This window comes from Polaromonas sp. (genome assembly GCF_031411155.1).
In the GTDB taxonomy this organism is placed as follows: domain Bacteria; phylum Pseudomonadota; class Gammaproteobacteria; order Burkholderiales; family Burkholderiaceae_C; genus Polaromonas.
On sequence record NZ_JANOAL010000083.1, the window covers coordinates 1 to 22,394 of the forward strand.

15 protein-coding genes and 1 riboswitch are annotated in these 22,394 nt (G+C 65.1%); of the genes, 10 read left to right on the top strand and 5 right to left on the bottom strand.

Annotation, left to right across the window (positions count from 1 at the left end; all coding sequences use genetic code 11):
* On the top strand, positions 1-2,031 hold a 2,031-nt coding region (locus tag RMO23_RS04765; protein ID WP_309678972.1), incomplete at its 5' end, for an AAA family ATPase.
* A gap of 71 nt (positions 2,032-2,102) precedes the next feature.
* Here RMO23_RS04765 and RMO23_RS04770 read toward each other — a convergent pair.
* The 3 genes from RMO23_RS04770 to RMO23_RS04780 all read right to left on the bottom strand — a co-directional run bounded on the left by RMO23_RS04770 (position 2,103) and on the right by RMO23_RS04780 (position 6,319).
* The gene (locus tag RMO23_RS04770) at positions 2,103-3,857 is read right to left on the bottom strand and encodes a 7TM diverse intracellular signaling domain-containing protein (protein WP_309678974.1); all 1,755 of its coding nucleotides are present in this window, start codon (positions 3,855-3,857) and stop codon (positions 2,103-2,105) included.
* Between the two features lie 54 nt (positions 3,858-3,911).
* Entirely contained in the window at positions 3,912-5,816 is a 1,905-nt protein-coding gene (recQ, locus tag RMO23_RS04775) for a DNA helicase RecQ (RefSeq protein WP_405041564.1), read from the bottom strand.
* Between the two features lie 110 nt (positions 5,817-5,926).
* Positions 5,927-6,319, bottom strand: a complete 393-nt coding sequence (locus RMO23_RS04780; protein WP_309678977.1) for a rhodanese-like domain-containing protein — start codon at positions 6,317-6,319, stop codon at positions 5,927-5,929.
* An 80-nt stretch (positions 6,320-6,399) separates the two neighbouring features.
* Between RMO23_RS04780 and RMO23_RS04785 the strand changes: the two genes are divergently transcribed.
* On the top strand, positions 6,400-7,446 hold the full coding sequence (locus tag RMO23_RS04785) for a homocysteine S-methyltransferase family protein (RefSeq protein WP_309678979.1): 1,047 nt from the start codon (positions 6,400-6,402) through the stop codon (positions 7,444-7,446).
* A 394-nt stretch (positions 7,447-7,840) separates the two neighbouring features.
* Positions 7,841-8,881 (top strand): hypothetical protein, encoded by a 1,041-nt coding sequence (locus tag RMO23_RS04790; protein WP_309678981.1) that lies wholly within the window; start codon positions 7,841-7,843, stop codon positions 8,879-8,881.
* Between the two features lie 41 nt (positions 8,882-8,922).
* Here RMO23_RS04790 and RMO23_RS04795 read toward each other — a convergent pair whose 3' ends face one another.
* Positions 8,923-9,522 carry a cyclic nucleotide-binding domain-containing protein gene (locus RMO23_RS04795; RefSeq protein ID WP_309678983.1) on the bottom strand — a complete coding sequence of 200 codons (600 nt, stop codon included), beginning with the start codon at positions 9,520-9,522 and terminating at the stop codon, positions 8,923-8,925.
* 72 nt (positions 9,523-9,594) lie between these two features.
* A riboswitch (S-adenosyl-L-homocysteine riboswitch) is annotated at positions 9,595-9,688 on the top strand.
* Positions 9,689-9,716: 28 nt separating this feature from the next.
* Here RMO23_RS04795 and metH point away from each other — a divergent pair.
* Positions 9,717-12,575 carry a methionine synthase gene (gene metH, locus RMO23_RS04800; RefSeq protein ID WP_309678986.1) on the top strand — a complete coding sequence of 953 codons (2,859 nt, stop codon included), beginning with the start codon at positions 9,717-9,719 and terminating at the stop codon, positions 12,573-12,575.
* 166 nt (positions 12,576-12,741) lie between these two features.
* The gene (locus RMO23_RS04805) at positions 12,742-13,485 is read left to right on the top strand and encodes a glycine zipper 2TM domain-containing protein (protein WP_309678987.1); all 744 of its coding nucleotides are present in this window, start codon (positions 12,742-12,744) and stop codon (positions 13,483-13,485) included.
* Positions 13,486-13,510: 25 nt separating this feature from the next.
* Here the strand turns inward: RMO23_RS04805 and RMO23_RS04810 are convergent, their stop codons facing one another.
* The gene (locus RMO23_RS04810) at positions 13,511-15,052 is read right to left on the bottom strand and encodes a YifB family Mg chelatase-like AAA ATPase (RefSeq protein WP_309678989.1); all 1,542 of its coding nucleotides are present in this window, start codon (positions 15,050-15,052) and stop codon (positions 13,511-13,513) included.
* 209 nt (positions 15,053-15,261) lie between these two features.
* Here RMO23_RS04810 and RMO23_RS04815 point away from each other — a divergent pair, with 209 nt between their 5' ends.
* The 5 genes from RMO23_RS04815 to RMO23_RS04835 all read left to right on the top strand — a co-directional run bounded on the left by RMO23_RS04815 (position 15,262) and on the right by RMO23_RS04835 (position 22,365).
* Positions 15,262-16,065, top strand: a complete 804-nt coding sequence (locus RMO23_RS04815; RefSeq protein WP_309678991.1) for a TorF family putative porin — start codon at positions 15,262-15,264, stop codon at positions 16,063-16,065.
* 59 nt (positions 16,066-16,124) lie between these two features.
* The gene (gene glnK / locus RMO23_RS04820) at positions 16,125-16,463 is read left to right on the top strand and encodes a P-II family nitrogen regulator (RefSeq protein WP_309678993.1); all 339 of its coding nucleotides are present in this window, start codon (positions 16,125-16,127) and stop codon (positions 16,461-16,463) included.
* A gap of 39 nt (positions 16,464-16,502) precedes the next feature.
* Positions 16,503-18,059: an ammonium transporter gene (locus RMO23_RS04825; RefSeq protein ID WP_309678996.1), complete on the top strand. Its 1,557-nt coding sequence runs from the start codon at positions 16,503-16,505 to the stop codon at positions 18,057-18,059.
* Positions 18,060-18,260: 201 nt separating this feature from the next.
* Positions 18,261-21,374, top strand: coding sequence for a transglycosylase domain-containing protein (locus RMO23_RS04830; RefSeq protein WP_309678998.1), 3,114 nt, complete (start codon positions 18,261-18,263; stop codon positions 21,372-21,374).
* A 43-nt stretch (positions 21,375-21,417) separates the two neighbouring features.
* Entirely contained in the window at positions 21,418-22,365 is a 948-nt protein-coding gene (locus RMO23_RS04835; RefSeq protein ID WP_309679000.1) for an SMP-30/gluconolactonase/LRE family protein, read from the top strand.
* Positions 22,366-22,394: the final 29 nt, after the last annotated feature.

The following is a 22,394-nucleotide window of genomic DNA, read 5'->3' on the forward strand; positions in this document are numbered from 1 at the left end:
TGGCTCACGCACGCGCTGAAAAAGCAGTCCACCCTGGTCGAGAAAAACATCGACGCGCTGGCCAATCTGCTGCAGCTCAATCGCGCCGAGCGCGCGCTGCTGCTCTACGGCACGCTGGCGCGCTACCAGCGCGACCTGCGCTCGCTGCTGGTCGAGTTCAAGGTCAACAACGCGCCCGAGGCCTATGCCGCGATTGCCGATGTGGCCGGCGTCAAGGCCCACGATGTGGCCGAAGCGCTGCGCGCCGGCTCGCGGCTCGAGCGCATCGGCATGGTCGAGAACCTGATCTCCGAGCACAACATCACCGACCTGGCCGATTTGATGAAGGTCAGCGAAAAGCTGCCGCCGGTGCTGATGCGCGAATACCGCGACCAGAACGAGCTGATGGCGGTGTTCACCCGTCCGGCGGCCGCTAGCTGCCTGGGCCTGGGCGACTTTGCCTTTGTGCGCGACGACGCCGAGGTGCTGGTGTCGCTGCTGCGCAATGCGGTGGCGGCCAGGGAGCAGGGTGTCAACGTGCTGCTTTACGGGCCGCCCGGCACCGGCAAGACCGAGCTGGCCAAGGTGGTGGCGCAGGCCGCCGGGCTGGACCTGTTCGAGGTCGAGTACGCCGACCAGGCCGGCAATTCGCTGAGCGGGCGCGACCGCTACCGCTCTTTGCAAATCGCGCAGGTGTTCCTCAAGGGCAGCGCGCATTCGGCCCTGCTGTTTGACGAAGTCGAAGACGTGTTTCCGCCGATTTCAAGCGAAGCCGCGCAGCTGATGGCGCGCTCCGAGCAACTGCCGGCCCCGGCCAACGGCTCGGTCAACGGCAAGGCCTGGGTGAATCAGATTCTCGAATCGAACACCGTGCCCACGCTGTGGGTGACCAACCGCATCGAGCAGATCGACCCGGCCTTTCGGCGCCGCTTTGCCTACCACCTGGAGCTGCGTTCGCCGCCGCCCGGCGCGCGCGAGGGCGTGGTGCGCAAGACGCTGGAAGGCGTGCAGGTCAGCGATGCCTTTGTCGCCAAACTGACGGCGCGCAAGGGCCTGACGCCGGCGCAGATCCGCACCGCGGTGCGCTTTGCGCGCCTGGCCAGCGCGCCTGAGAACGCCGCAGAGACGCAAATTGGCGTCAAGAAGAGAGCGGACGAAGGCCGCCGCGCCGGGCCGCCCCAAGCAAGGCCAGCCCCCTCGGGGGGCAGCGAACCACACGAAGTGGGGAGCGTGGGGGCTGCTATTTCATTGCTGGAGTCGCTGATCGAGCGCCAGCTCAAGAATGCCGATGTGGCGCTCGGCAACAAGGCCGAATCCAACGGCCGCCGCTGCGTGACCACCTACGACCTGGCCATGCTCCATGTCGAGTCGCGCTTTGAGGTGCCGCGCATCGTCGAGGCGCTGAAAAGCCGGGGCCACGGCAGCCTGTGTTTTTACGGCGCGCCCGGCACCGGCAAGACCGCGCTGGCCGAGCACATTGCCAGCGCGCTGGAGCAGCCCCTCATCATCAAGCAGGCGAGTGATTTGATGAGCAAGTACGTGGGCGAAACCGAGCAGAACATGGCCGCCATGTTCAGGGAGGCCGAGGCCGAGAAGGCGGTGCTGCTGCTGGACGAGGCCGACAGCTTTTTGCAGGACCGGCGTGGCGCCCAGCGCAGCTACGAGGTGACCGAGGTCAATGAAATGCTGCAGGGCATGGAGCGCTATGCCGGCATTTTCGTCTGCACCACCAACCTGCTCGAAAGCCTGGACCAGGCGGCGCTGCGGCGCTTTACCTTCAAGATCAAGTTCATGCCGCTGACCGCCGCGCAGCGCGAGAAAATGTTCATCACCGAAGCGCTGGGCGGCCAGGCCGACGCGCTGACCCCGGCGCTACGCGAGCGCCTGGCCAGGCTGGTGCAGATCTGCCCCGGCGACTTCGCCGCGGTCAAGCGCCAGACCGAGATTCTGGACGCGCACTTCACGGCCGAGGAATTCATCAGCCAGCTCGAGGCCGAGCACCGCATCAAGCCCGAGGTGCGCGAGTCGCGCGGCATCGGCTTTGTGCAGTAGTGGCCACGATTCGCTATTTATTTGATAGCTGCTTGTGCACTATATGTATGGGTTAGAGCTGGATTTGATGGCTAAACCAGCTTGACCTGCCGGATCGCCTTGCCCGAGCCGTCGTTCATGTCGGCCAGCGCCGTCAGCAGGCGCGCCAGGCAGGCGTCGGCATCGGGCGCCGCCGCGCCGGTGGTGGCCCTATCCGCCGCCGCCAGATGGCCCAGCGCGATGTGAAAGCGCAGCGGCTCGGCATCGGGCAACTGGTCGGTGGGCCGCAGCCCGCTGCTCAGGATGCGGGTGGCCACCGCGTTGGCGGCCTGCAGGCCGATCGGGCCGTCGATCAGCAGCGCGAACTCGGTGTCGCCGACCCGTGCCACGGTGTCGCTGGCGTGCGCCACCGCGCGCAGGCAGGCGGCGGCCAGCACCACGGCGCGGTCGGCGGTCTCGCGGCCATGGGTTTTTTCGAGGCGGGCCAGGTTGGCCAGGTTCACCAGCAGCAGCGCAAAAGGCTGGCGCGAGCGCTGGGCCGCCGCCAGCGACTTGCGCAGCTTGTCCAGAAAAACCTTGCCCGAGCGCAGGCCGGTCAGCGGGTCGTCGTTGCCGAGCCGGGAGGCGCGGGCGCTCAGGCTGCGGCGCTGCGCCACGCGGCGGTTCAGGCCGTAAAACAGGATGGGCGCTTCAATCGCCGAGCCCAGCAGCAGCGCATAGTCGCTCAAATAGCTCGACGGAATCGTGCCCAGGTTGCGCAGCAGCGGAAACAGCGCGGCCAGCAGCACCGGCAAAAAGCCGGCGGCAATCCAGCGCGTGTAGTAGTCGCCGGCCGCCAGCGCCATGCCTATCACCCCCAGCAGCACCAGCATGCTCAGGGCTATCAGGTTGTTCAGGATGACAAAGCCGGTTTGTGTGGGAATCGCCGCGTCATACAGCCCGGCCAGCGGCAGCATGAGCATCAGGGCCAGCAGCAGCCGGTCCAGCGCCGGCGCAAAGCGCCGCGGCAGGGTGATGGTGCGCGCAAACCACATGGCGCTGGCGGCCGCGGCCGGCAGCAAAAACACCGTGGCCCGGTTCAGCGCGGGCCATTGTGGCCACCAGTAGAGCCCGGCCAGGCCGGTAAAGCTGGCCTGCGAGGCGGCAAAAATTGCCATGTACAGGGCGTAGGTGGCAAAGCCGGCATCGCGGTCGCTGATCGCATGGGCCAGCGCCAGCACGATGACCAGCGCGGCCAGGCCAAAGTAAATGCCCAGCACCAGGTGTTCGGCCAGACTCTGGCTGATCAGCCGCGCATCGCTGAGCACCAGCGGCAGCGCCGAAAACGGCACCCGGCCGTGGCGTATCTGCAGGTAGTAGCGCACCGGCTGGCCCGGCTCGGGCGACAGTGAAAACACCGGGTAGCGCGCCGGCTGCGCCCAGCGATTCGTGGCCACGCCATCACCCGCCTGCTGCGTCACCCACTGGCCAGCCGCATCCCGAAAGTGTAGGCTCACTTCGTCCACGCCGGGAAGCGGCACGGTCAGCCGCCAGTGCACCTGCGGATTCTGGATGGCGGCGTCAAAACGCAGCCACAGGGCGCCCGTGCCCAGCAGGTGGCGCTGCTCGGGCTCAACCCCGGCAAACGGCAGGCCGGGCTGGGCCTCGATGCGCTCGGCGCTCAGCTCGCCACCGGGGTCAAGCAGCCATTGCAGCGACGCCTCCAGCGGCGCCTGGCCGACATCGCGGTTCAGCATCAGCGTGGGCGCGGGCTCGGCGTGCAGCGGCAGGGCCATCAGCATCAACGAGGCGGCCAGGGCCACCAGCAGCGCCGGCAGCAGCCCGGCGCGTTGCATGAAAGTGCTCAAGATGGGCTCCCCAGGATCGCGTGAAAGTCCGCACGGGCTGCGGTCGCCCTGGATTCAGACAGACGCACACACCCTGAGCACTTCGGCGCCGTAGGCTTCGCGTTTCTTGGCGCCTATGCCGCTGATGCCGTCCAGCTCCTGCAGGCTTTGCGGGGCGCGCTCGGCAATGGCGCGTAGCGTGGCATCGTGAAAAATCACGAAGGCCGGCAGGTTGTGCTCGCGCGCGACCTCGGCGCGCCAGGCCTTCAGGCAGGCCAGCCGCTCCAGCGCGCCGGCATTCAGGGTGGCCTCGGCCAGCCCCTTGACCGAGGTCTTGGTGACGCGCTTGCTGCCTCTGGCTCTGTCCGCCCTGGCCCCGAGCGCCTGCTCGCGCAGCACCACATGGGTTTCGCCCTTGAGCACCTGGCGCGCATCGGGCAGCAGCTGCAGGGTGCTGAAGGCCTCGGCATCGACCCGCAGCGTGTTCTTGGCAATCAGCTGGCGCAGCACGCTGCGCCACTGGGCCTCGGCCAGATCACTGCCAATGCCGAAGGTGCTGAGCTGGTCGTGGCCATACTGCACCACCTTCTCGGTCGCCTTGCCGCGCAGGATGTCCATGATGTGGCCGGCGCCAAAGCTGATGCCGCTCATCTGCTGCACGCGGTAAATGCAGCTCAGCATCTTGCGCGCGGCCTCGGTCGCGTCCCATACCGCGGGGGGTTGCAGACAGTTGTCGCAATTGCCGCAGGGCTGGCTGGCTTCGCCAAAGTAATGCAGCAGGCTGACGCGGCGGCAGCGCGTGTCTTCGGCCAGGCTCAGCAGTGCATCGAGCTTGCCGCGCATCACCTGCTTGAACTCCTCGCTGGCGGCGTCGCTGGTGTCTATCATGCGGCGCTGGTTCACCACGTCCTGCAGGCCATAGACCATCCAGGCGTCGGCGCTCTGGCCGTCGCGGCCGGCGCGGCCGGTTTCCTGGTAGTAGCCCTCGATGTTTTTCGGCATGTCCAGGTGCGCGACAAAGCGCACATCGGGTTTGTCGATGCCCATGCCGAAGGCGATGGTGGCCACCATCACCATGCCGTCCTCGCGCAGAAAGCGGTCTTGCCGCTGCTGGCGCAGGCCGGAGTCCAGCCCGGCGTGGTAGGCCATGGCCTTGATGCCGGCGCCCTGCAGCATGCCCGCAATCTCTTCCACGCGTTTCCTCGACTGGCAGTACACAATGCCAGCCTCGCCGTCGTGCTCGGTTGCTATAAAGCGCAGCAGCTGGCGCGTCGGGTCGGTTTTCTCGACGATGGTGTAGCGGATGTTGGGCCGGTCAAAGCTGCTGACAAAGGCGCGCGCGTCCTCCAGCTTGAGCCGCTCTACCATGTCCTGCCGCGTCAGCGCATCGGCGGTGGCGGTCAGCGCCATGCGCGGCACGTCGGGAAAGGTTTCGTGCAGCAGGCTCAAACTGCGGTATTCGGGCCTGAAGTCGTGGCCCCACTGGCTCACGCAATGCGCCTCGTCAATCGCGAACAGGCTCAGCAGCCCGCGCTCGTGCAGCGAGGCCAGCAGGCCCTTCATGCGTGGCGTGTTGATGCGCTCGGGCGCGGCATAGAGCAGCGTCAGTTCGTTGCGCAACAGCTGCTTTTCCAGCGCGCTGCCTTCCTCAAAGGTCTGCGTCGAGTTCAGGAACGCCGCCGCCACGCCGGCCTCGGTCAGCGCGCCGACCTGGTCGTGCATCAGCGCAATCAGCGGCGAGATCACAATGGTCACGCCGTGGCCGGCGTTTTGCCGGGCGATCGCCGGAATCTGGTAGCACAGCGACTTGCCGCCGCCGGTCGGCATCAGCACCAGCGCGTCGCCGCCTGCTACCACATGCTCAACAATGGCTTGCTGCGGGCCGCGAAAGCTGTCGTAGCCAAAGACCTGACCCAGAATGTCGAGCGGGGTCGGGGTCGGGGTCGGCGTAGAGGTCGGCAAAAGGGGCAGGGAAGACAAGGTTGGGGCCCGGCGAATCGGGACAGGATGAAAAAAAGTTTGCTATAAAAACAGTAGCTGTATGCGCGCGTTCTATAAGGGCTAGAGGCTTGTTTGATGCCTGAAAGGGGCTACATCTGCTCCCACGGCAGGCCGGCAAAGCGCCAGCCCGACAGCGTGGAGCGACGAAAGCGCTCATCGAGATCACCCTCAAAACCGTGCACCACATGCTGCACATCGCTAAAACCGGCCGCCACCAGCGCCTTGCCGGCGTCCAGCGTGCGCTTGCCGGAGCGGCAGATCAGCAGCAGCGGCTGGTCCTTGCCGCTGGCCTCGCGCGCCACCGCCTCGGCAAACTGGTGCGCGTCGGGCTGCAGGTCGGGGTATTCGTACCACGGCACATTGACCACGCCGGGCGGGCGCCCGACGTAAAGCGACTCGATTTCCATGCGCACGTCCACGAACAGCGCGTCCGGGTGCGCCTGCAGCCAGGCCCAGGCTTCTTGAGGTTGGAGGTTTTTCATGGTCGGTCGTGGCTGTCGGCGTATCGGGCTATTGTCCCGGAAAGTCGAGTCCAGCCAGCCACCGGCTTTAAAATCAGGGCATGAAGCCCATCCCCTACACCCGCGGCCAGCAGCTCCCGGCCATCCTGGCGCAACGCATCGCCATTCTCGATGGCGCCATGGGCACCATGATCCAGCGCTTCAAGCTCAACGAGGCCCAGTACCGCGGCGAGCGCTTCAAGGACTTTCACAAGGACGTCAAGGGCAACAATGAATTGCTGAGCCTGACCCGGCCCGACGTGATTCAGGACATCCACGAAGGCTACCTGGCGGCCGGGGCCGACCTGATCGAAACCAATACCTTTGGCGCCACCACGGTGGCCCAGGCCGACTACGACATGGCCGAGCTGGCGGTCGAGATGAATTACGAATCCGCGCGCAGTGCGCGCGCCGCCTGCGACAAGTTTGCGACCCCCGAGAAACCGCGTTTTGTCGTCGGCGCCCTAGGCCCGACACCCAAAACCGCCAGCATCAGCCCCGACGTCAACGACCCGGGCGCGCGCAACACCAGCTTTGAGGAGCTGCGCCGCGCCTACTACGAGCAGACCGAGGCGCTGGTGAAAGGCGGCAGCGACGTGCTGCTGGTGGAAACCATTTTTGACACGCTGAACGCCAAGGCGGCGCTGTTTGCGATCGACGAGTACTTCGACAATTCGGGCCAGCGCCTGCCGCTCATCATCAGCGGCACCGTCACCGATGCCTCGGGCCGGATTTTGAGCGGCCAGACCGTCACCGCCTTCTGGCACAGCGTGCGCCACGCCCGGCCGCTGGCCGTCGGCCTGAACTGCGCGCTCGGCGCCACGCTGATGCGGCCCTATATCCAGGAGCTGGCGCGCGTGGCCGGCGATACCTTCATCAGTTGCTACCCCAATGCCGGCCTGCCCAACCCGATGAGCGACACCGGCTTCGACGAAACCCCCGACGTGACCTCGCGCCTGCTGCGCGAGTTTGCCGACGAGGGCCTGGTCAACATCGTGGGCGGCTGCTGCGGCACCACGCCCGAGCATATTGGTGCCATTCATCAAGCGGTAGGTTCAACAGCACCGCGCAATGTTCAGCGTAAGTATTTTTATCCAGAACTGGTCTGATTTGCCGCAGACCATGGCGCTCCGCATTGAATGATCGGGGAGCCGCTCGCGCAGCAGCGTCTGAATGCACCCGTCCGGCCCTGCCTTATAAGCGCGTGCCGTATCTCCTTGCAGGTAGCTACTGACTCTCTTCGTGGTCAACAAGAGCGATGCCGGATTTCCCCGACTCCGTCTGCCTTCAGCGGGCACTTCAAAAAGACTTCCGTTTTGACAGCCTTTTGACAGGTGATGCGATTAAATTGTGCCAGTACAAACATTACTGGAGACAAAAATGGAATCGAAACAATCTAGCCAGTGCATTCCTGCACGCCACCCCATTCTTCCTGGTCGCGACCAGGTAGACAGGTACATTCATAAAACGCGGTCCGCTTTGGCCGCTGCTGTTTTGACCTTGGTGGGTGCTGCCAGCGTTTCGACGCCGGCGGCGGCCTTTGATGGCTGGCATCTGGAAAACGCCACCGCCATCCCGGGCAAGGGCGCCGGCTGGGACTATGTTTCGCTGGACGCGGCCCGCAATCACCTGTTCATCGGCCATCGCGGCCAGGGTTTGCAGGTTTACGATATTGCGACCCGAAAGCTCGTCAAGGTCATTGGCACCACGGCCGCCGACAGCTCGAATGGCGCGACGCTGATGCCCGAATTCGACCTCGGTATTTCTTACAATGAAAACGGCACCATCACGCCGTTCAAGCTGTCCACGCTGGAGGCGCAGGCCTCCATCAAGCTGGGCGACGAGCTCGATTCCACCCACTATGATCCGGCGACCAAACGCATCGTCGTCAACATGGCCGCCGGCAAGGACGGCACGGACCTGATCGTGCTGGAAGCGCCGTCGCTGAAGGTGGTTGGCACGATCAAGGTCACGACCAAGAAACCCGAGCATGCCGAGGGCGACGGCAAGGGCAACTTCTACATGGCCTCGCGCGACGAGAACTCGGTGTACCGCATCGATACCAAAGACATGAAAGTGACCGCCCAGTGGCCGACGCCGGGCTGCGCCCAGACCAATGGCCTGGCACTGGACGTGGCGAACAACCGCATTTTTCTGGGTTGCCGCGGCAGCGCGACGGTCAAGCCCTCGTTTGCCGTCATGAACGCCGAGAACGGCGCCATGGTCTACACCAGTGAAATCGGTGGTGGCAATGACGAGGTCATTTACGACGCCGATTTGAAGCGGGTGTTCCTGGCCAATGGCGTCAATGCGGTGCTCAATGTCTTCGAGCAGGTGAGTGCCGATAGCTACAAACCGTCGGAAGCGATGGGAACCCAGGCCGGTGTGCGCACCATGGCGATGGACCCGAAGACCAAAAAGATTTACGCCGTCACCGCCGATGGCAGCGCGGACTATTCCAAGAAGATCACGACCACCGTTTCGCCGTATTACGCCAATACGTTTTTTACCGACCGGTTTTACGTGCTGACCTACAGCAAGTAATCCACAGCCAGCGAGCTTGGGCGCTGAATCCCCCGGTCGATTCAGCGCTGGTTGATTTCCTGCTGCATCGCCTGCGTCAGCTGGCTGTAGAGCTTGAGTTTTTCGGTGGTTTCACGCAGCCGCTCGGCAATCCGCAGCGACACCGCAAACATCAGCTTGACGGTGGTGGCCGGATCGTCCTGGCTCAGTTTTTCGAGGGCGGCGCGCGACAAAATCGCGCACTGAACATCGGTGCTGGCGGTGCAGGAAGCCAGCCGCGCCCGGTCATCGACCAGCCGCATCTCGCCTATGAGGCTGCCGGGCCCCAGCACCGTCACGGTGACCGGCGCGTTGCGGCTGACCACGATGTTTTCGACCGTGACCTCGCCCTCCAGCAGCAGCGCCATGTAACCGGTGTCGGTCTGGTCGCCTTCGGTGATGAAGGTGGTGCCCATGGGGATTTTGCGCGGGATCATGTAGCTCACGATCGTGAGCGCTTCGTCGGGAGTCAGCCGCATCAGCGCCGTCGGCGCGATCAGCAGCCGGGCCGCCAGCTCGGCCGTGCTGGAGCCTTCCACCGCCCGCATGCGTTCCCGGGGCTGCATGAACTCGGGCGCCGTGCGACTTGCGGATTTCTTCCCGCCAAACAGGTTTTTAAACATGGATTTTTCAGGTTTTTCGCGGTGCCAAGGCCCGCGCCGGTGCGGGGCTTTGGCCAGCCTTTAAAATGATGGTAACCCAAGGAGCGTTGCAGCGAAGCCATTGCTTCGTCAGGCTTGGGAAACAGGGACATTTTCACAGTTTCTGCCGCAACGACGCTCACCGTGAGCCCCGCAAGGGCTAAACAGGTGAGTCCATGTCCGAAATTCAATCTTTGCAAAATGTCCCTCCGATGAAGCTGTCCGGCCTGGAGCCGGTCAGCGTGGGCGCGTCCTATTCAGAGGAGGACAGAGCCGAAGGTCTGTCCCCCAGCGCTTCGTTTGTCAACATTGGCGAGCGCACCAATGTCACCGGTTCCAAGGCCTTCGCCCGCATGATTCTGAACGGCGACTTTGAAGCCGCGCTGGCCGTGGCGCGCCAGCAGGTCGAAAACGGCGCGCAGATCATCGACATCAACATGGACGAGGCGATGCTGGACAGCCAGGCCGCCATGGTGCGGTTTTTGAACCTGATCGCCAGCGAGCCCGACATCGCCCGCGTGCCCATCATGATCGACAGCTCCAAATGGAGCGTGATCGAGGCCGGCCTGCGCTGCATCCAGGGCAAGGGCATCGTCAATTCGATCTCCATGAAGGAGGGGCTGGCGCCCTTCAAACACCAGGCCAAGCTGCTCAAGCGCTATGGCGCGGCCGCCGTGGTGATGGCGTTTGACGAGAAGGGTCAGGCCGATACCTACGAGCGCAAGATTGAAATCTGCGAGCGCGCCTACCGGGTTCTGGTTGACGAGTTGGACTTTCCGCCCGAAGACATCATCTTTGACCCGAATATCTTTGCCATTGCCACCGGCATTGAAGAGCACAACAACTACGCGGTCGATTTCATCAACGCCACGCGCTGGATCAAGGCCAATCTGCCCGGCGCCAAGGTGTCGGGCGGCGTGTCCAACGTGTCCTTCAGCTTTCGCGGCAACGACCCGGTGCGCGAAGCCATTCACACCGTGTTCCTGTACCACGCGATCCAGGCCGGCATGGACATGGGCATCGTCAACGCCGGCATGGTCGGCGTCTACGACGACCTGGAGCCGACGCTGCTGCAGCGGGTCGAGGACGTGGTGCTGAACCGTACGCCCCTCTACAAGCCGGGCGAGCCCGAACTGACGCCCAGCGAGCGCCTGATTGAAGTGGCCGAAACCGCCAAGAGCGGCGCCAGGGACGACAGCAAGAAAAACGAGTGGCGCGCGTTGCCGGTGCGGGCGCGCCTGTCGCACGCGCTGGTGCACGGCATGAACGAGTTCATCACCGAAGACACCGAAGAGGTCTGGCAGCTCATCAAGGCCGAGGGTGGGCGCCCGCTGCACGTCATCGAAGGGCCGCTGATGGACGGCATGAACGTGGTCGGCGACCTGTTTGGCCAGGGCAAGATGTTCTTGCCACAGGTGGTGAAAAGCGCGCGCGTGATGAAGCAGGCGGTGGCGCATCTGCTGCCCTACATCGAGGCCGAAAAACTGTTGCTGGAGGCCGCCGGCGGCGACGTCAAGACCAAGGGCAAGATCATCATCGCCACCGTCAAGGGCGATGTGCACGACATCGGCAAGAACATTGTTACCGTGGTGCTGCAGTGCAACAACTTTGAAGTCGTCAACATGGGCGTGATGGTGCCCTGCCACGAGATTCTGGCGCGCGCCAAGGTCGAGGGCGCCGACATCGTGGGGCTGTCGGGCCTGATCACGCCGAGCCTGGAAGAAATGCAGTATGTGGCGGCCGAGATGCAGAAGGACGATCATTTCCGCATCAAAAAAATCCCGCTGCTGATTGGCGGCGCCACCACCAGCCGGGTGCATACCGCGGTCAAGATTTCGCCGCACTATGAAGGCCCGGTGGTCTATGTGCCCGATGCCTCGCGCAGCGTCAGCGTGGCGCAAAGCCTGCTGTCCGACAGCGCCGCCAAATACATCAGCGAGCTCAACAGCGACTACGACAAGGTGCGCACCCAGCACGCCAACAAGAAGCAGCTGCCGATGTGGCCGCTGGCCAAGGCGCGCGCCAACGCCACCAGGATCGACTGGGCCGGCTACACCCCGCCCGTGCCCAAGTTCATTGGCCGCCGCGTCTTCAAGAATTTTGACCTGGCCGAACTGGCACGGTTTATCGACTGGGGCCCGTTCTTTCAGACCTGGGACCTGGCCGGGCCGTTTCCGGCGATCTTGAAGGACGAGGTGGTCGGCACCGAGGCGGTGCGCGTCTATGCCGATGCGCAGCGCATGCTCAAGCGCCTGATCGAGGGCCGCTGGCTCACCGCCAGCGGCGTGATCGGCCTGTACCCAGCCAACAGCGTGGGCGACGACATCGAGATTTATACCGACGAGTCGCGCAGCCAGGTGGCCATGACCTGGTACGGGCTGCGCCAGCAGGCCGAAAAAACCGCGCTCGACGGCGTGATGCGGCCCAGCCGCTGCCTGGCGGATTTTGTCGCGCCCAAGCTGCTTACTCCTGAATTGATAGCTAACCGGGCAGGAAAGGCGGGGGCTGAGGGCCACTATGACTCGCATATTGCGGACTACATCGGGGTTTTTGCCGTCACCGCCGGGCTGGGCGCCGAAAAGAAGGAAAAGTACTTCCTGGACGACAACGATGACTACTCGTCGATCACGCTCAAGGCGCTGGCCGACCGTCTCGCCGAGGCCTTTGCCGAGGCCATGCACCAGCGCGTGCGGCGCGACCTGTGGGGCTATGCGACGGCCGAATCGCTGAGCACCGAAGAGCTGATTGGCGAAAAATACCAGGGCATACGGCCGGCCCCGGGTTACCCGGCCTGCCCGGACCACAGCGTGAAGAAAGACATGTTCGAGCTGCTCAAGGCCGGCGAAGTGGGCATGGCGCTCACCGAAAGCCTGGCCATGACGCCGGCCGCCAGCGTCAGCGGCTTTTACCTGAGCCATCCGCAAAGCCTGTATTTCAATGTCGGCAAGATTGGTGACGACCAGCTGCAGGACCTGGCCCGGCGGCGCGGTGCCAGGGCCGAGGATTTGCAGCGTTTGCTGGCGCCCAACCTGTAGCGCCTGGCTGGGGGACGGCTTGACTTCGCGTTGACCGGCGGCTGGGCCGCGTTTACAAACAGACACGCGGTATTGACCGGGCTTGTGTACCTTTGGGTGGTTTCGGGCGTTCTGGATGGATGAACGCCAAAAGTAAAACCCAAAGCCACTGAGGAAAGAGCCCGCCATGAACACCCCCGTTGACCGCATCCAGCCAGGCACCCCGCCGGGCCAGCAGCCCGCTTCGCCGAACAACAAACCGCTGTGGGCCGCCGTCGGCGCGCTCAGCGTCGCCGTGCTCGGCATGGGCGGCACCATGCTTTACAACCAGCGCGCGCCCGCTCCGGCGGCCACGGTGGCGGCCCTCAGTGCGGCGCCGCAAGCCGCTCCGCTGCCGCCGCTGGCCCCTGCCGGCTCCAACGGCGCGGCCGACGACCTGATTGAAAAACCGGTGGCGGCGCCCGCCAAGACGGAGCCCGCGCCGGCGCCGGCCAAAAAAGTGGTCAAGCCGGTGCATCGGCCGGCGCCCGCGCCCGGCCATGCGGGGATTTCACCGGCCCCGTCTGCGGCCCATTCTCCCGCGCCTGGCCGCGGGGTCTGCGCCGTCTGCGGCGTGGTCGAGTCGGTCACGCCGGTGCAGCGCTCCGCCAAACCGGACGGCCCCGGCGTGGGCGCGGTGGCCGGCGGCGTGCTGGGCGCCGTGCTCGGCAACCAGGTCGGCCATGGCAATGGCCGCACGGCGGCCACCATTCTGGGCGCGGTCGGCGGCGGCTTTGCCGGCAATGCGATCGAAGGCCAGGTGCGCAAGATCACCGTCTACCAGGTCGGTATCCGCATGGAAGACGGCTCGCACCGCACCATGGAAATTGCGCAGGCCCCCAACGTGGGCAGCCGCGTCACGGTCGAGGGCCAGAACCTGCGTCTTCAGTAAGCGGGTGCTGCCTGGGGCGGCCGCCTCAGTGCGCCTTGAGCGCCCGCCGGTACTGCACCGCCTCGGCCACGTGGGTCAGCTGCACCGTGGCCGCGCCGGCCAGGTCGGCAATGGTGCGGGCCACCTTCAGGCAGCGGTGAATGCTGCGGCCTGACCAGCCCAGGCGCGCCGCCGCCGTGTTCAGGAATTTGGCCGCCGCATCGTCGAGATGGCATTGCGCGTCAATCGCCTGGCCTTCCAGTGCCTGGTTGGTGCTGCCCTGGCGACTGATGGCGCGTTCGCGGGCCAGCGCCACCCGGCTCCGGATGTGAGCGCTGGCTTCTCCGGGTGGCGTGTTGATCAGCTCATTGGCCGCCAGCGCGCCGACTTCGACATGCAGGTCAATCCGGTCCAGCAACGGGCCGCTGAGCTTGCCCTGGTAGCGCGACACCTGGTCCGGCGAGCAGCGGCAGGCGCGCAGGCTGGAGCCCAGGTAGCCGCAGGGGCAGGGGTTCATGGCGGCAACCAACTGAAAACGGGCCGGAAACTCGGCGCGGTGCGCGGCCCGTGAAATGGTGATGCTGCCGGACTCCAGCGGCTCACGCAGGGCTTCCAGCGCGGCGCGTGGAAATTCAGGCAGTTCATCAAGAAACAACACCCCCCGATGCGCCAGCGAGATTTCACCGGGCCGCGGCGGTGAGCCGCCACCGACCAGCGCCACCGCGCTGGCCGTGTGGTGCGGTGCGCAGGTCGGACGCACCGCCCAGTTGTCCAGCGTGAAGCGCCCGCCCAGCGAGGCCACGGCCGCGCTTTCCAGCGCTTCCTGCGTCGTCATGGCCGGCAGCAGCCCGGCAAAACGCTGGGCCAGCATCGATTTGCCGGAACCGGGTGCGCCCATCATCAAGACGCTGTGGCCGCCGGCGGCGGCAATTTCGAGCGCGCGGCGGGCCGCCGCCTGGCCCTTCACGTCGGCCAGATCCGGGTAGTCGGGCGGGCGCTGGGTGCTGGTCGGCTCAACGCGGGTCCAGCCGTCCAGCACATCGGGCGCTGTGCCGCCCGGCAAGAATTGCCGCACCACATCGAGCAAATGGGGGGCGCGGTAAATCTCGGCCTCGGGCACCAGCGCCGCCTCTTGGGCGCTGCCCTCGGGCAGCACCAGCCGGGGCGGGGCCTGGCCCGATTGGCGGGCGTCATCGGCCAGCGCCAGGCTCATGGCCAGCGCGCCCCGCACCGGCCGCAAATCCCCGCCCAGCGACAGTTCCCCGGCAAATTCATAGCCCTTGAGCTTGCCGGCATCAATCTGGCCGCTGGCCGCCAGAATGCCCAGCGCTATCGCCAGGTCAAAGCGGCCGGAGTCCTTGGGCAGGTCGGCCGGCGCCAGATTCACCGTGATGCGCTTGTTGGCCGGAAACTCCAGCCCGGTGTTCTGGATCGCCGAGCGCACCCGCTCGCGTGCTTCCTTGACCTCGGTTTCGGCCAGGCCGACCAGGGTGAAGCTGGGCAGCCCGTTAGCCAGGTGCACCTCGACACAGACGGGCCGCGCCTGCAGGCCCAGCAAGGCACGGCTGTGCACTAAAGATAAGCTCATTCAGGAATCCCCGTTGAATGCATCAAAGTTGTGCGCCAGATTGGTGCCATGGCGGTGCGCTGTACGCGCCAACTTGGTGCTTTGTAAGTGTTTGTAGCTTGAGGTTTAACGCAGCAGGGTCGCCTGCGGTAGACCGGATGGCCCGCAGGTTTTGGCACGGTCCATGCTAATAAGGTTGCGATCAAGTTCAACAACACCCGGAGTCTTCCATGAAATTCACGTCCGCCAACGTCGCGCTCGCTGCGGCCCTCCTTCTGTCAACCAGCGCCTTTGCCCAGACCGCAGCGCCGGCCGCAGAGCCAGCCGCCTCGCCCCTGACCTTCAACATTGCCCTGACCAGCAATTACAAGTTTCGCGGCCAGGACCAGGACGTGTCGCGCACCCGGGCGTTCAAGCCGGCGCTGCAGGGTGGTGTGGACTACGCCTTCGACAGCGGCTTTTACCTCGGCAACTGGAACTCCACCATCAACTGGACCAAGTACCTGCCTTCCGGCGACAACAGCGCCCTTGAAGTCGATCTCTATGGCGGTTACAAATTCAAGGCCGGCCCGCTGGACATGGACGTGGGCGCGCTGACCTACCTGTACCCCGGCGCCACCGGCGCCAACACCACCGAGGTCTACCTCGGCGCCGGCTATGGCCCCGTCAGCGCCAAGTATTCGCGCACCGTGTCCAAGGGCTACTTTGGCCTGGGCAAGGAATTTCTGGCCGGCGAAGGCCGCGGCACCGGCTACTTCAACCTGGCCTTTGCGCAGGAAGTGATGCCCAAGCTGACCCTCAAGGCTTCCCTCGGCTTTACCGACTTCAAGAGCGGCGCCAACGCGGCCGGTCTGCCTGACTACATGGACTACAGCGTGGGCGCAGGCTACGACCTGGGCGACGGCCTGACCCTGGCCGGCGCCGTGGTCGGCGGCAACAAGAAGAACAGCTTCCTCTACCCCGCTTCGGTCGACACCAGCGGCAAGTCCATCAACAAGAGCACCCTGGTCGTCACGCTGACCAAGGCCCTGTAAACCGCATGCCGGCGGCGGTGCCTGCCGCCGCCGGACCGAATCCACCGGAGAACACCAACATGAAACTCGTCACCGCCATCATCAAACCGTTCAAGCTCGACGAAGTGCGCGAAGCACTGTCTGCGATTGGCGTGCAAGGCATCACGGTCACCGAAGTCAAGGGCTTTGGCCGCCAGAAAGGCCACACCGAGCTGTACCGCGGGGCCGAGTATGTGGTTGACTTTCTACCCAAGGTCAAGATTGAAGCGGCCGTGTCCGACGACCTGGTCGACCGCGTGATTGAAGCGGTCGAGGGCGCCGCCCGCACCGGCAAGATCGGTGACGGCAAGGTCTTTGTCTACGACCTGGAGCAGGTCGTGCGCATTCGCACCGGCGAAACCGGCAAGGAAGCGCTGTAAGGCGGCCAGTCCCCATCCCCAAAAAACGAGAACACAGACATGAAAAAACTACTTGCCTCCCTGGCCCTGGGATTGAGCCTGCTGACCGGCGCCGCCGCCGCCCTGGCGCAGGCCCCGGCTGAAGCGCCCGCCGCTTCGGCAACCGCCCCTGCCGCGGCCGAAGCCAAACCCGCCGCCACGGCCGCTTCGGCGGCTCCGGCGGCTGCTCCCGCCGCAGCGCCCGCTGCCGCCGCATCCGCAGCAGCGCCTGCCGCCGCCCCCGTGCCCAACAAGGGCGACACCGCCTGGATGATGGTGTCCACCTTGCTGGTGATCTTGATGACCATTCCAGGTCTGGCCCTGTTTTACGGAGGCCTGGTACGCAGCAAAAACATGCTGTCGGTCCTGATGCAGATCATGGTGACCTTCTCGATGATCGTCGTGCTGTGGTTCATCTATGGCTACAGCCTGGCGTTTACCGAAGGCAATGCCTTTTTCGGCGGGTTTGACCGGCTGTTCATGAAAGGCATCTGGGACAACGCGGCCGGCACCTTCGCCAACGCCGCCACCTTCAGCAAGGGCGTGGTGATTCCTGAAATCGTGTTCGCCGTGTTCCAGGCGACGTTTGCCGGCATTACCTGCTGCCTGATCGTTGGCGCCTTTGCCGAGCGCATCCGGTTCTCGGCGGTGCTGCTGTTTATGGCGATCTGGTTCACCTTCAGCTACGCGCCCATGGCGCACATGGTCTGGTTCTGGATGGGTCCTGACGCCTACACCGGCAAGGAGGTGGTCGACGCCATGAGCGGCAAGGCCGGTTACATCTGGCAGATGGGCGCGCTTGACTTTGCCGGCGGTACCGTCGTGCACATCAACGCCGCCGTGGCCGGTCTGGTCGGTGCCTACGTCGTCGGCAAGCGCATCGGTTACGGCAAGGAGTCCATGGCGCCGCACAGCCTGACCTTGACCATGGTCGGTGCGGCCCTGCTGTGGGTGGGCTGGTTCGGTTTCAATGCCGGCTCGGCGCTGGAGGCCAACGGCTTTGCCGCACTGGCCTTCATCAACACCCTGGGTGCCACCGCCGCGGCGGTGCTGGCCTGGTGCATTGGTGAGGCGCTGATGAAGGGCAAGGCGTCGATGCTGGGTGCGGCATCGGGTGCCGTGGCCGGTTTGGTCGCCATCACGCCCGCCGCCGGCAACGTCGGCATCGGCGGTGGCCTGGTGATTGGCCTGGTGGCCGGCTTTGCCTGCCTCTGGGGTGTCAATGGCCTGAAAAAGATGCTGGGCGCGGACGACTCGCTCGACGTGTTCGGCGTGCACGGCATAGGCGGTATCCTGGGCGCGCTGCTGACCGGCGTGTTCAACTCCCCCAGCCTGGGCGGCCCCGGCTACGTGGCCGACTGGGTCACGGCCACCATGGTCACCGCGGCCGACTACTCCATCGTGTCGCAGGTCATCGTGCAGGCCAAGGCCGTGGTGATCACCATTGTCTGGTCGGGCCTGGTGTCGTTTATTGCCTACAAGGTGGTGGACCTGACGATTGGCCTGCGTGTCAGCGAAGAAGACGAGCGCGAAGGCCTGGACATCACCGCACACGGCGAAACCGCCTACAACCGTTGAGTGTTTATTGATCCGTCGGGGCTGGCCGCAAGCCAGCCCTTTCATTGAAGAGCGTCTCCTGTGGATGTTCAGCCCGCCCATTGAAAAATCGGCGGGCTGTTTTTTTTGAGGTCCGGCTGTTTTTCGCAGCCTGTTCTGTATATATTGGGCCATGAGTTGAACGGTATGGTCCGCGTAGAACAACCACTTGGGGAGGTCACGATGACGGGTGTGCGGGTAAAGTGGGCCGGGTTGGCGTCGCGGATTCCATGGTTCAAGGTTGCAGCGGCTTCTTTGGTGCTCGTGCTGCTGGCCGTCTTGGGGGTTTTTGTCGCCCAGGAGATGCGCAGCTCGGCCTGGCAGGCGCGGTTTTTTGCCGAGCTGGCCGGCAAGGCCAGCTACAGTGTCGGTGCCGGGCCCAGCCCGTCCATCCGCTTCCCCCCAAACGCGCCCTTTGATGATCGCCTCGGTTATGCCGGGCTGCCGATATTTCTGTCCAGGCTGCAGGCCCGGGATTTCAAAATTGTCCAGCAGGCGCAGATTTCGCCGGGCATGGCGCGGATGGTGGATGCCGGCTACTTTGCGCCCTACCCCGAAAAGACCCAGGGCGGGCTGAGTATTCTCGATTGCCACAACGACAGCCTGTTCCGGGAGCGCTATCCGGAACGGGTGTTTGAAAGTTTTGACGACATCGCGCCGATTCTGGTGCAAAGCCTGCTGTACATCGAGAACCGCGAGCTGCTCGATGCCCAGTATCCGGAGCGCAACCCGGCTGTCGAATGGGACCGGCTGGCCAATGCGGTGCTGACCAAGGCCAAAACCGCCCTCAGCGGCGACAGGCGCTCGCCCGGCGGCAGCACACTGGCCACCCAGATTGAAAAATACCAGCATTCTGCCGAGGGACGCACCTCCTCGATCCGCGAAAAACTGCAGCAAATGGTGTCGGCCAGCCTGCGCGCCTACCAGCAGGGCGAAGACACCCGCGCCGTGCGGCGCCAGATCGTGCTGCGCTACATCAACACCATGCCGCTGTCGGCCAAGGCCGGTTTCGGCGAAGTGCATGGCCTCGGTGATGGCTTGTGGGTCTGGTATGGACGCGATTTCAAGGAGGTCAACCGCATCCTGAAAAACGCGGAGGCCCCCAATGACGGCAATGACGACAACCAGGCGATTCGCGAGCAGGCGAAAATCTACAAACAGGCGCTCAGCCTGCTGATTTCGCAGCGCCGTCCGTCTTACTATTTTGACGCCAATGAAGCCGAGCTGGAACAGCTGACCGACAGCCATCTGCGCCTGCTGGGCAGTGCCGGCGTGATTTCGCCCGCGCTGCGCGATGCGGCGCTGCAGGCCAGGCTGAAGCGGCGCGCCAGCCGGGTGCCTGCCGATCCGGTTTCTTTTGTCACGCAAAAAGCCGCCAATGCCGTGCGCACCCATCTGGCCGGCCTGCTGGGCGGCAACCCCGCCGCGGTCAATGGCGCAGCCCACGGATTTCTCGGTCTTTATGATCTCGACCGCCTTGACCTTGCCGTGGCCAGCACGCTCGATGGTTCGGTTCAGGCCGAGGTCACCAGCCTGTTGCGCGAACTGCGCACGCCGGCCAGCGCCAAGGCGGCCGGGCTGGCCGCCAAGCAGTTGCTGGCGCGCGGCGACCCGGCCCGCGTGGTGTACAGTTTTACCCTGATCGAGCGCGGCGCCGACGCCAACGTGCTGCGGGTGCAAACCGACAATTTCGACCAGCCGCTCAATATCAACGAAGGCACCAAGCTCGACCTCGGCTCAACCGCCAAACTGCGCACGCTGGTGACCTACCTCGACATCATGGCCGGGCTGCACCAGCGGCTCGCCGGCCTGGACAAGGCCCGGTTGCGCGCCCTCGAAGTCGATCGCCGCGACGTGCTGACGCGCTGGGCCGTCAGTTATTTTCTGGCGGCCAAGGATAAGGACCGGGGCTTGAGCGCACTGCTCGACGCGGCGCTGGAGCGGCGCTATTCGGCCAGCACGGGTGAAGAGTTCATGACCGGCGGCGGGCTGCACCACTTTGACAATTTCAACCCTGACGACAACGGCCGCGTGCTGTCGGTGCGCGACGGGCTGCGCAATTCGGTCAATCTGGTGTTCATCCGGCTGATGCGCGACGTGGTGCACCACTACATGTTTTTAACCCCTGGCTCCTCGGCCCGGCTGCTGCAGGATGCCGACGACCCGCGCCGCGCCGCCTACCTCGCGCGCTTTGCCGATCGGGAGGGCCAGGTATTCATGCGCCGCTTTCTGGCCAAGTACCAGGGCAAAAACGCGCAGCAGGCCGAAGAACTTTTGCTGGGCCATGTGCGCCCCAGCACCTCGCGGCTGGCGGCCATCTTTCGCACCATCGCGCCCGATGCGCCGCTGGAGCAGTTCAGTACCCTGGTCAAGGCGCATCTGCCCGACGGCATGGACCCGGCCGAACCCAGGCTGGCCAAACTCCATGCGCAATACGCGCCAGCGCAGATGTCGCTGGCCGATCGCGGCTACCTGGCCGGCGTGCATCCGCTGGAGTTGTGGCTGGTCGGCTACCTGCGCCAACATCCGGGGGCCAGCCAGACCGAGGTGATGCGGGCCAGCGCCGGCGAGCGGCAGGCGGTGTACGCCTGGCTGTTTGCGGCGCACCGCAAGCAGGCGCAGGACAAGCGGATTCTGGGCCTGCTCGAAAACGAAGGGTTTCTGGAGATTCACCGGCAATGGGCGCGCATGGGCTACCCGTTTGACTCGCTGGTGCCGTCGTATGCGACCGCGCTTGGCGCCTCGGCCGACCGGCCCGCCGCGCTGGCCGAGCTGATGGGCATTCTGGTCAACGACGGCGTGCGCAAACCGACCACGCGCATCCAGTCGCTGCATTTTGCGGCGGCGACGCCGTATGAAACCCTGCTGCACTACCAGCCCGGCGCGGCCGAGCGCGTGCTGGCCCCCGAGGTGGCGCAGGCCGTGCGCGGCGCGATGCGCGGCGTCGTCGACAACGGCACCGCCAAGCGGGTCAAACAGGCCTTTGTGCGGCCCGACGGCAGCATCATGGCGGTCGGTGGCAAGACCGGCACCGGCGACCAGCGCTTTGACACCTACGGCGCGGGCGGCCGGCTGATCAAGTCACGCGTGGTGAATCGCTCGGCCACCTTTGTCTTCAACATCGACGAGCGTTTCTTCGGCACCCTGATTGCCTATGTGCCGGGTGCGCAGGCCGCCAGCTACGACTTCACCAGTGGGCTGCCGGTGCAACTGCTGAAAGTGCTGGCCCCCACGCTGATGCCGCTGATGAATACCGCCAGCGGCGATACTGCAGCGCCTGGCGCGTGTGTGAAATGAATTGAAGCGAATTGAACTTGAGCAACCCTGAAGAAGCTACTGCATGACCTGGACCCCCGTGACCTCCCCGCCCTGCGAGCTGGGCGAATCCCCTTTCTGGCACCCCGACGAGCAGCGGCTGTACTGGGTCGATATTCCGGCCCGGCGGCTGCATCGCGCCCAGCTGAACCCCGCCGGGCTGATGGACCGCGTCGACAGCTGGCCCATGCCCGCGGAGCCCGGCTGCATCGCGCCCGTCCGTAGCCAGGGCAAAGCCGGCGGATTGATTGTCGCCCTGCGCGACGGCATTTACCGCGCGCCGCAATGGGGCGGGGCGTTGCAGCTGATCGTGCCGGCCGAGCATGACCCCGCCACCACCCGCTTCAACGACGGCAAGGCCGACCCGTGCGGCCGTTTTTGGGCCGGCACGATTTACGAGCCGCGCGACGCGCGCCAGGCCAAGCTCTATGCGCTTGATTCGTTGAATGTTCATCAGGGCGGCACGCTGCAATTGCAGGCCATGGCCGGCGACGCCACCGTCGGCAATGGCCTGGCCTGGTCGCCCGATGCCGCCACCATGTACTGGAGCGACACCAGCGCCCACACCATTCGCGCCTGGGACTGGGACAGTGAGCGCAACCGCATGAGCCGCGAGCGCGTGTTTGCGCAGTGGCCCGGCAAACCAATGGGCTGGCAGACCGGCCTGCCCGGCTACGGCGGCCGGCCCGACGGCGCGGCGGTGGATGCGCAAGGCAATTACTACGTCGCCATGTTCGAAGGCGCGCGGCTTTTGAAACTGTCGCCCACCGGCGACTTGCTGGCCGACATCCCGGTGCCGGCGCAGTGCCCCACCATGCCCTGCTTTGGCGGCGCCGACCTGAAGACGCTGTACCTCACCACCGCCCGCCACAACCGGCCCGAGGCCGAATTGCAGACCTATCCGGACTCGGGCTGTGTGTTTTCGATGCGGGTCGAGGTGCCGGGGCTGCCGGTGAATTTTTTTCGGGATTGAGCCGGAGCGAAAGAGGGCGCTTTGCGGAT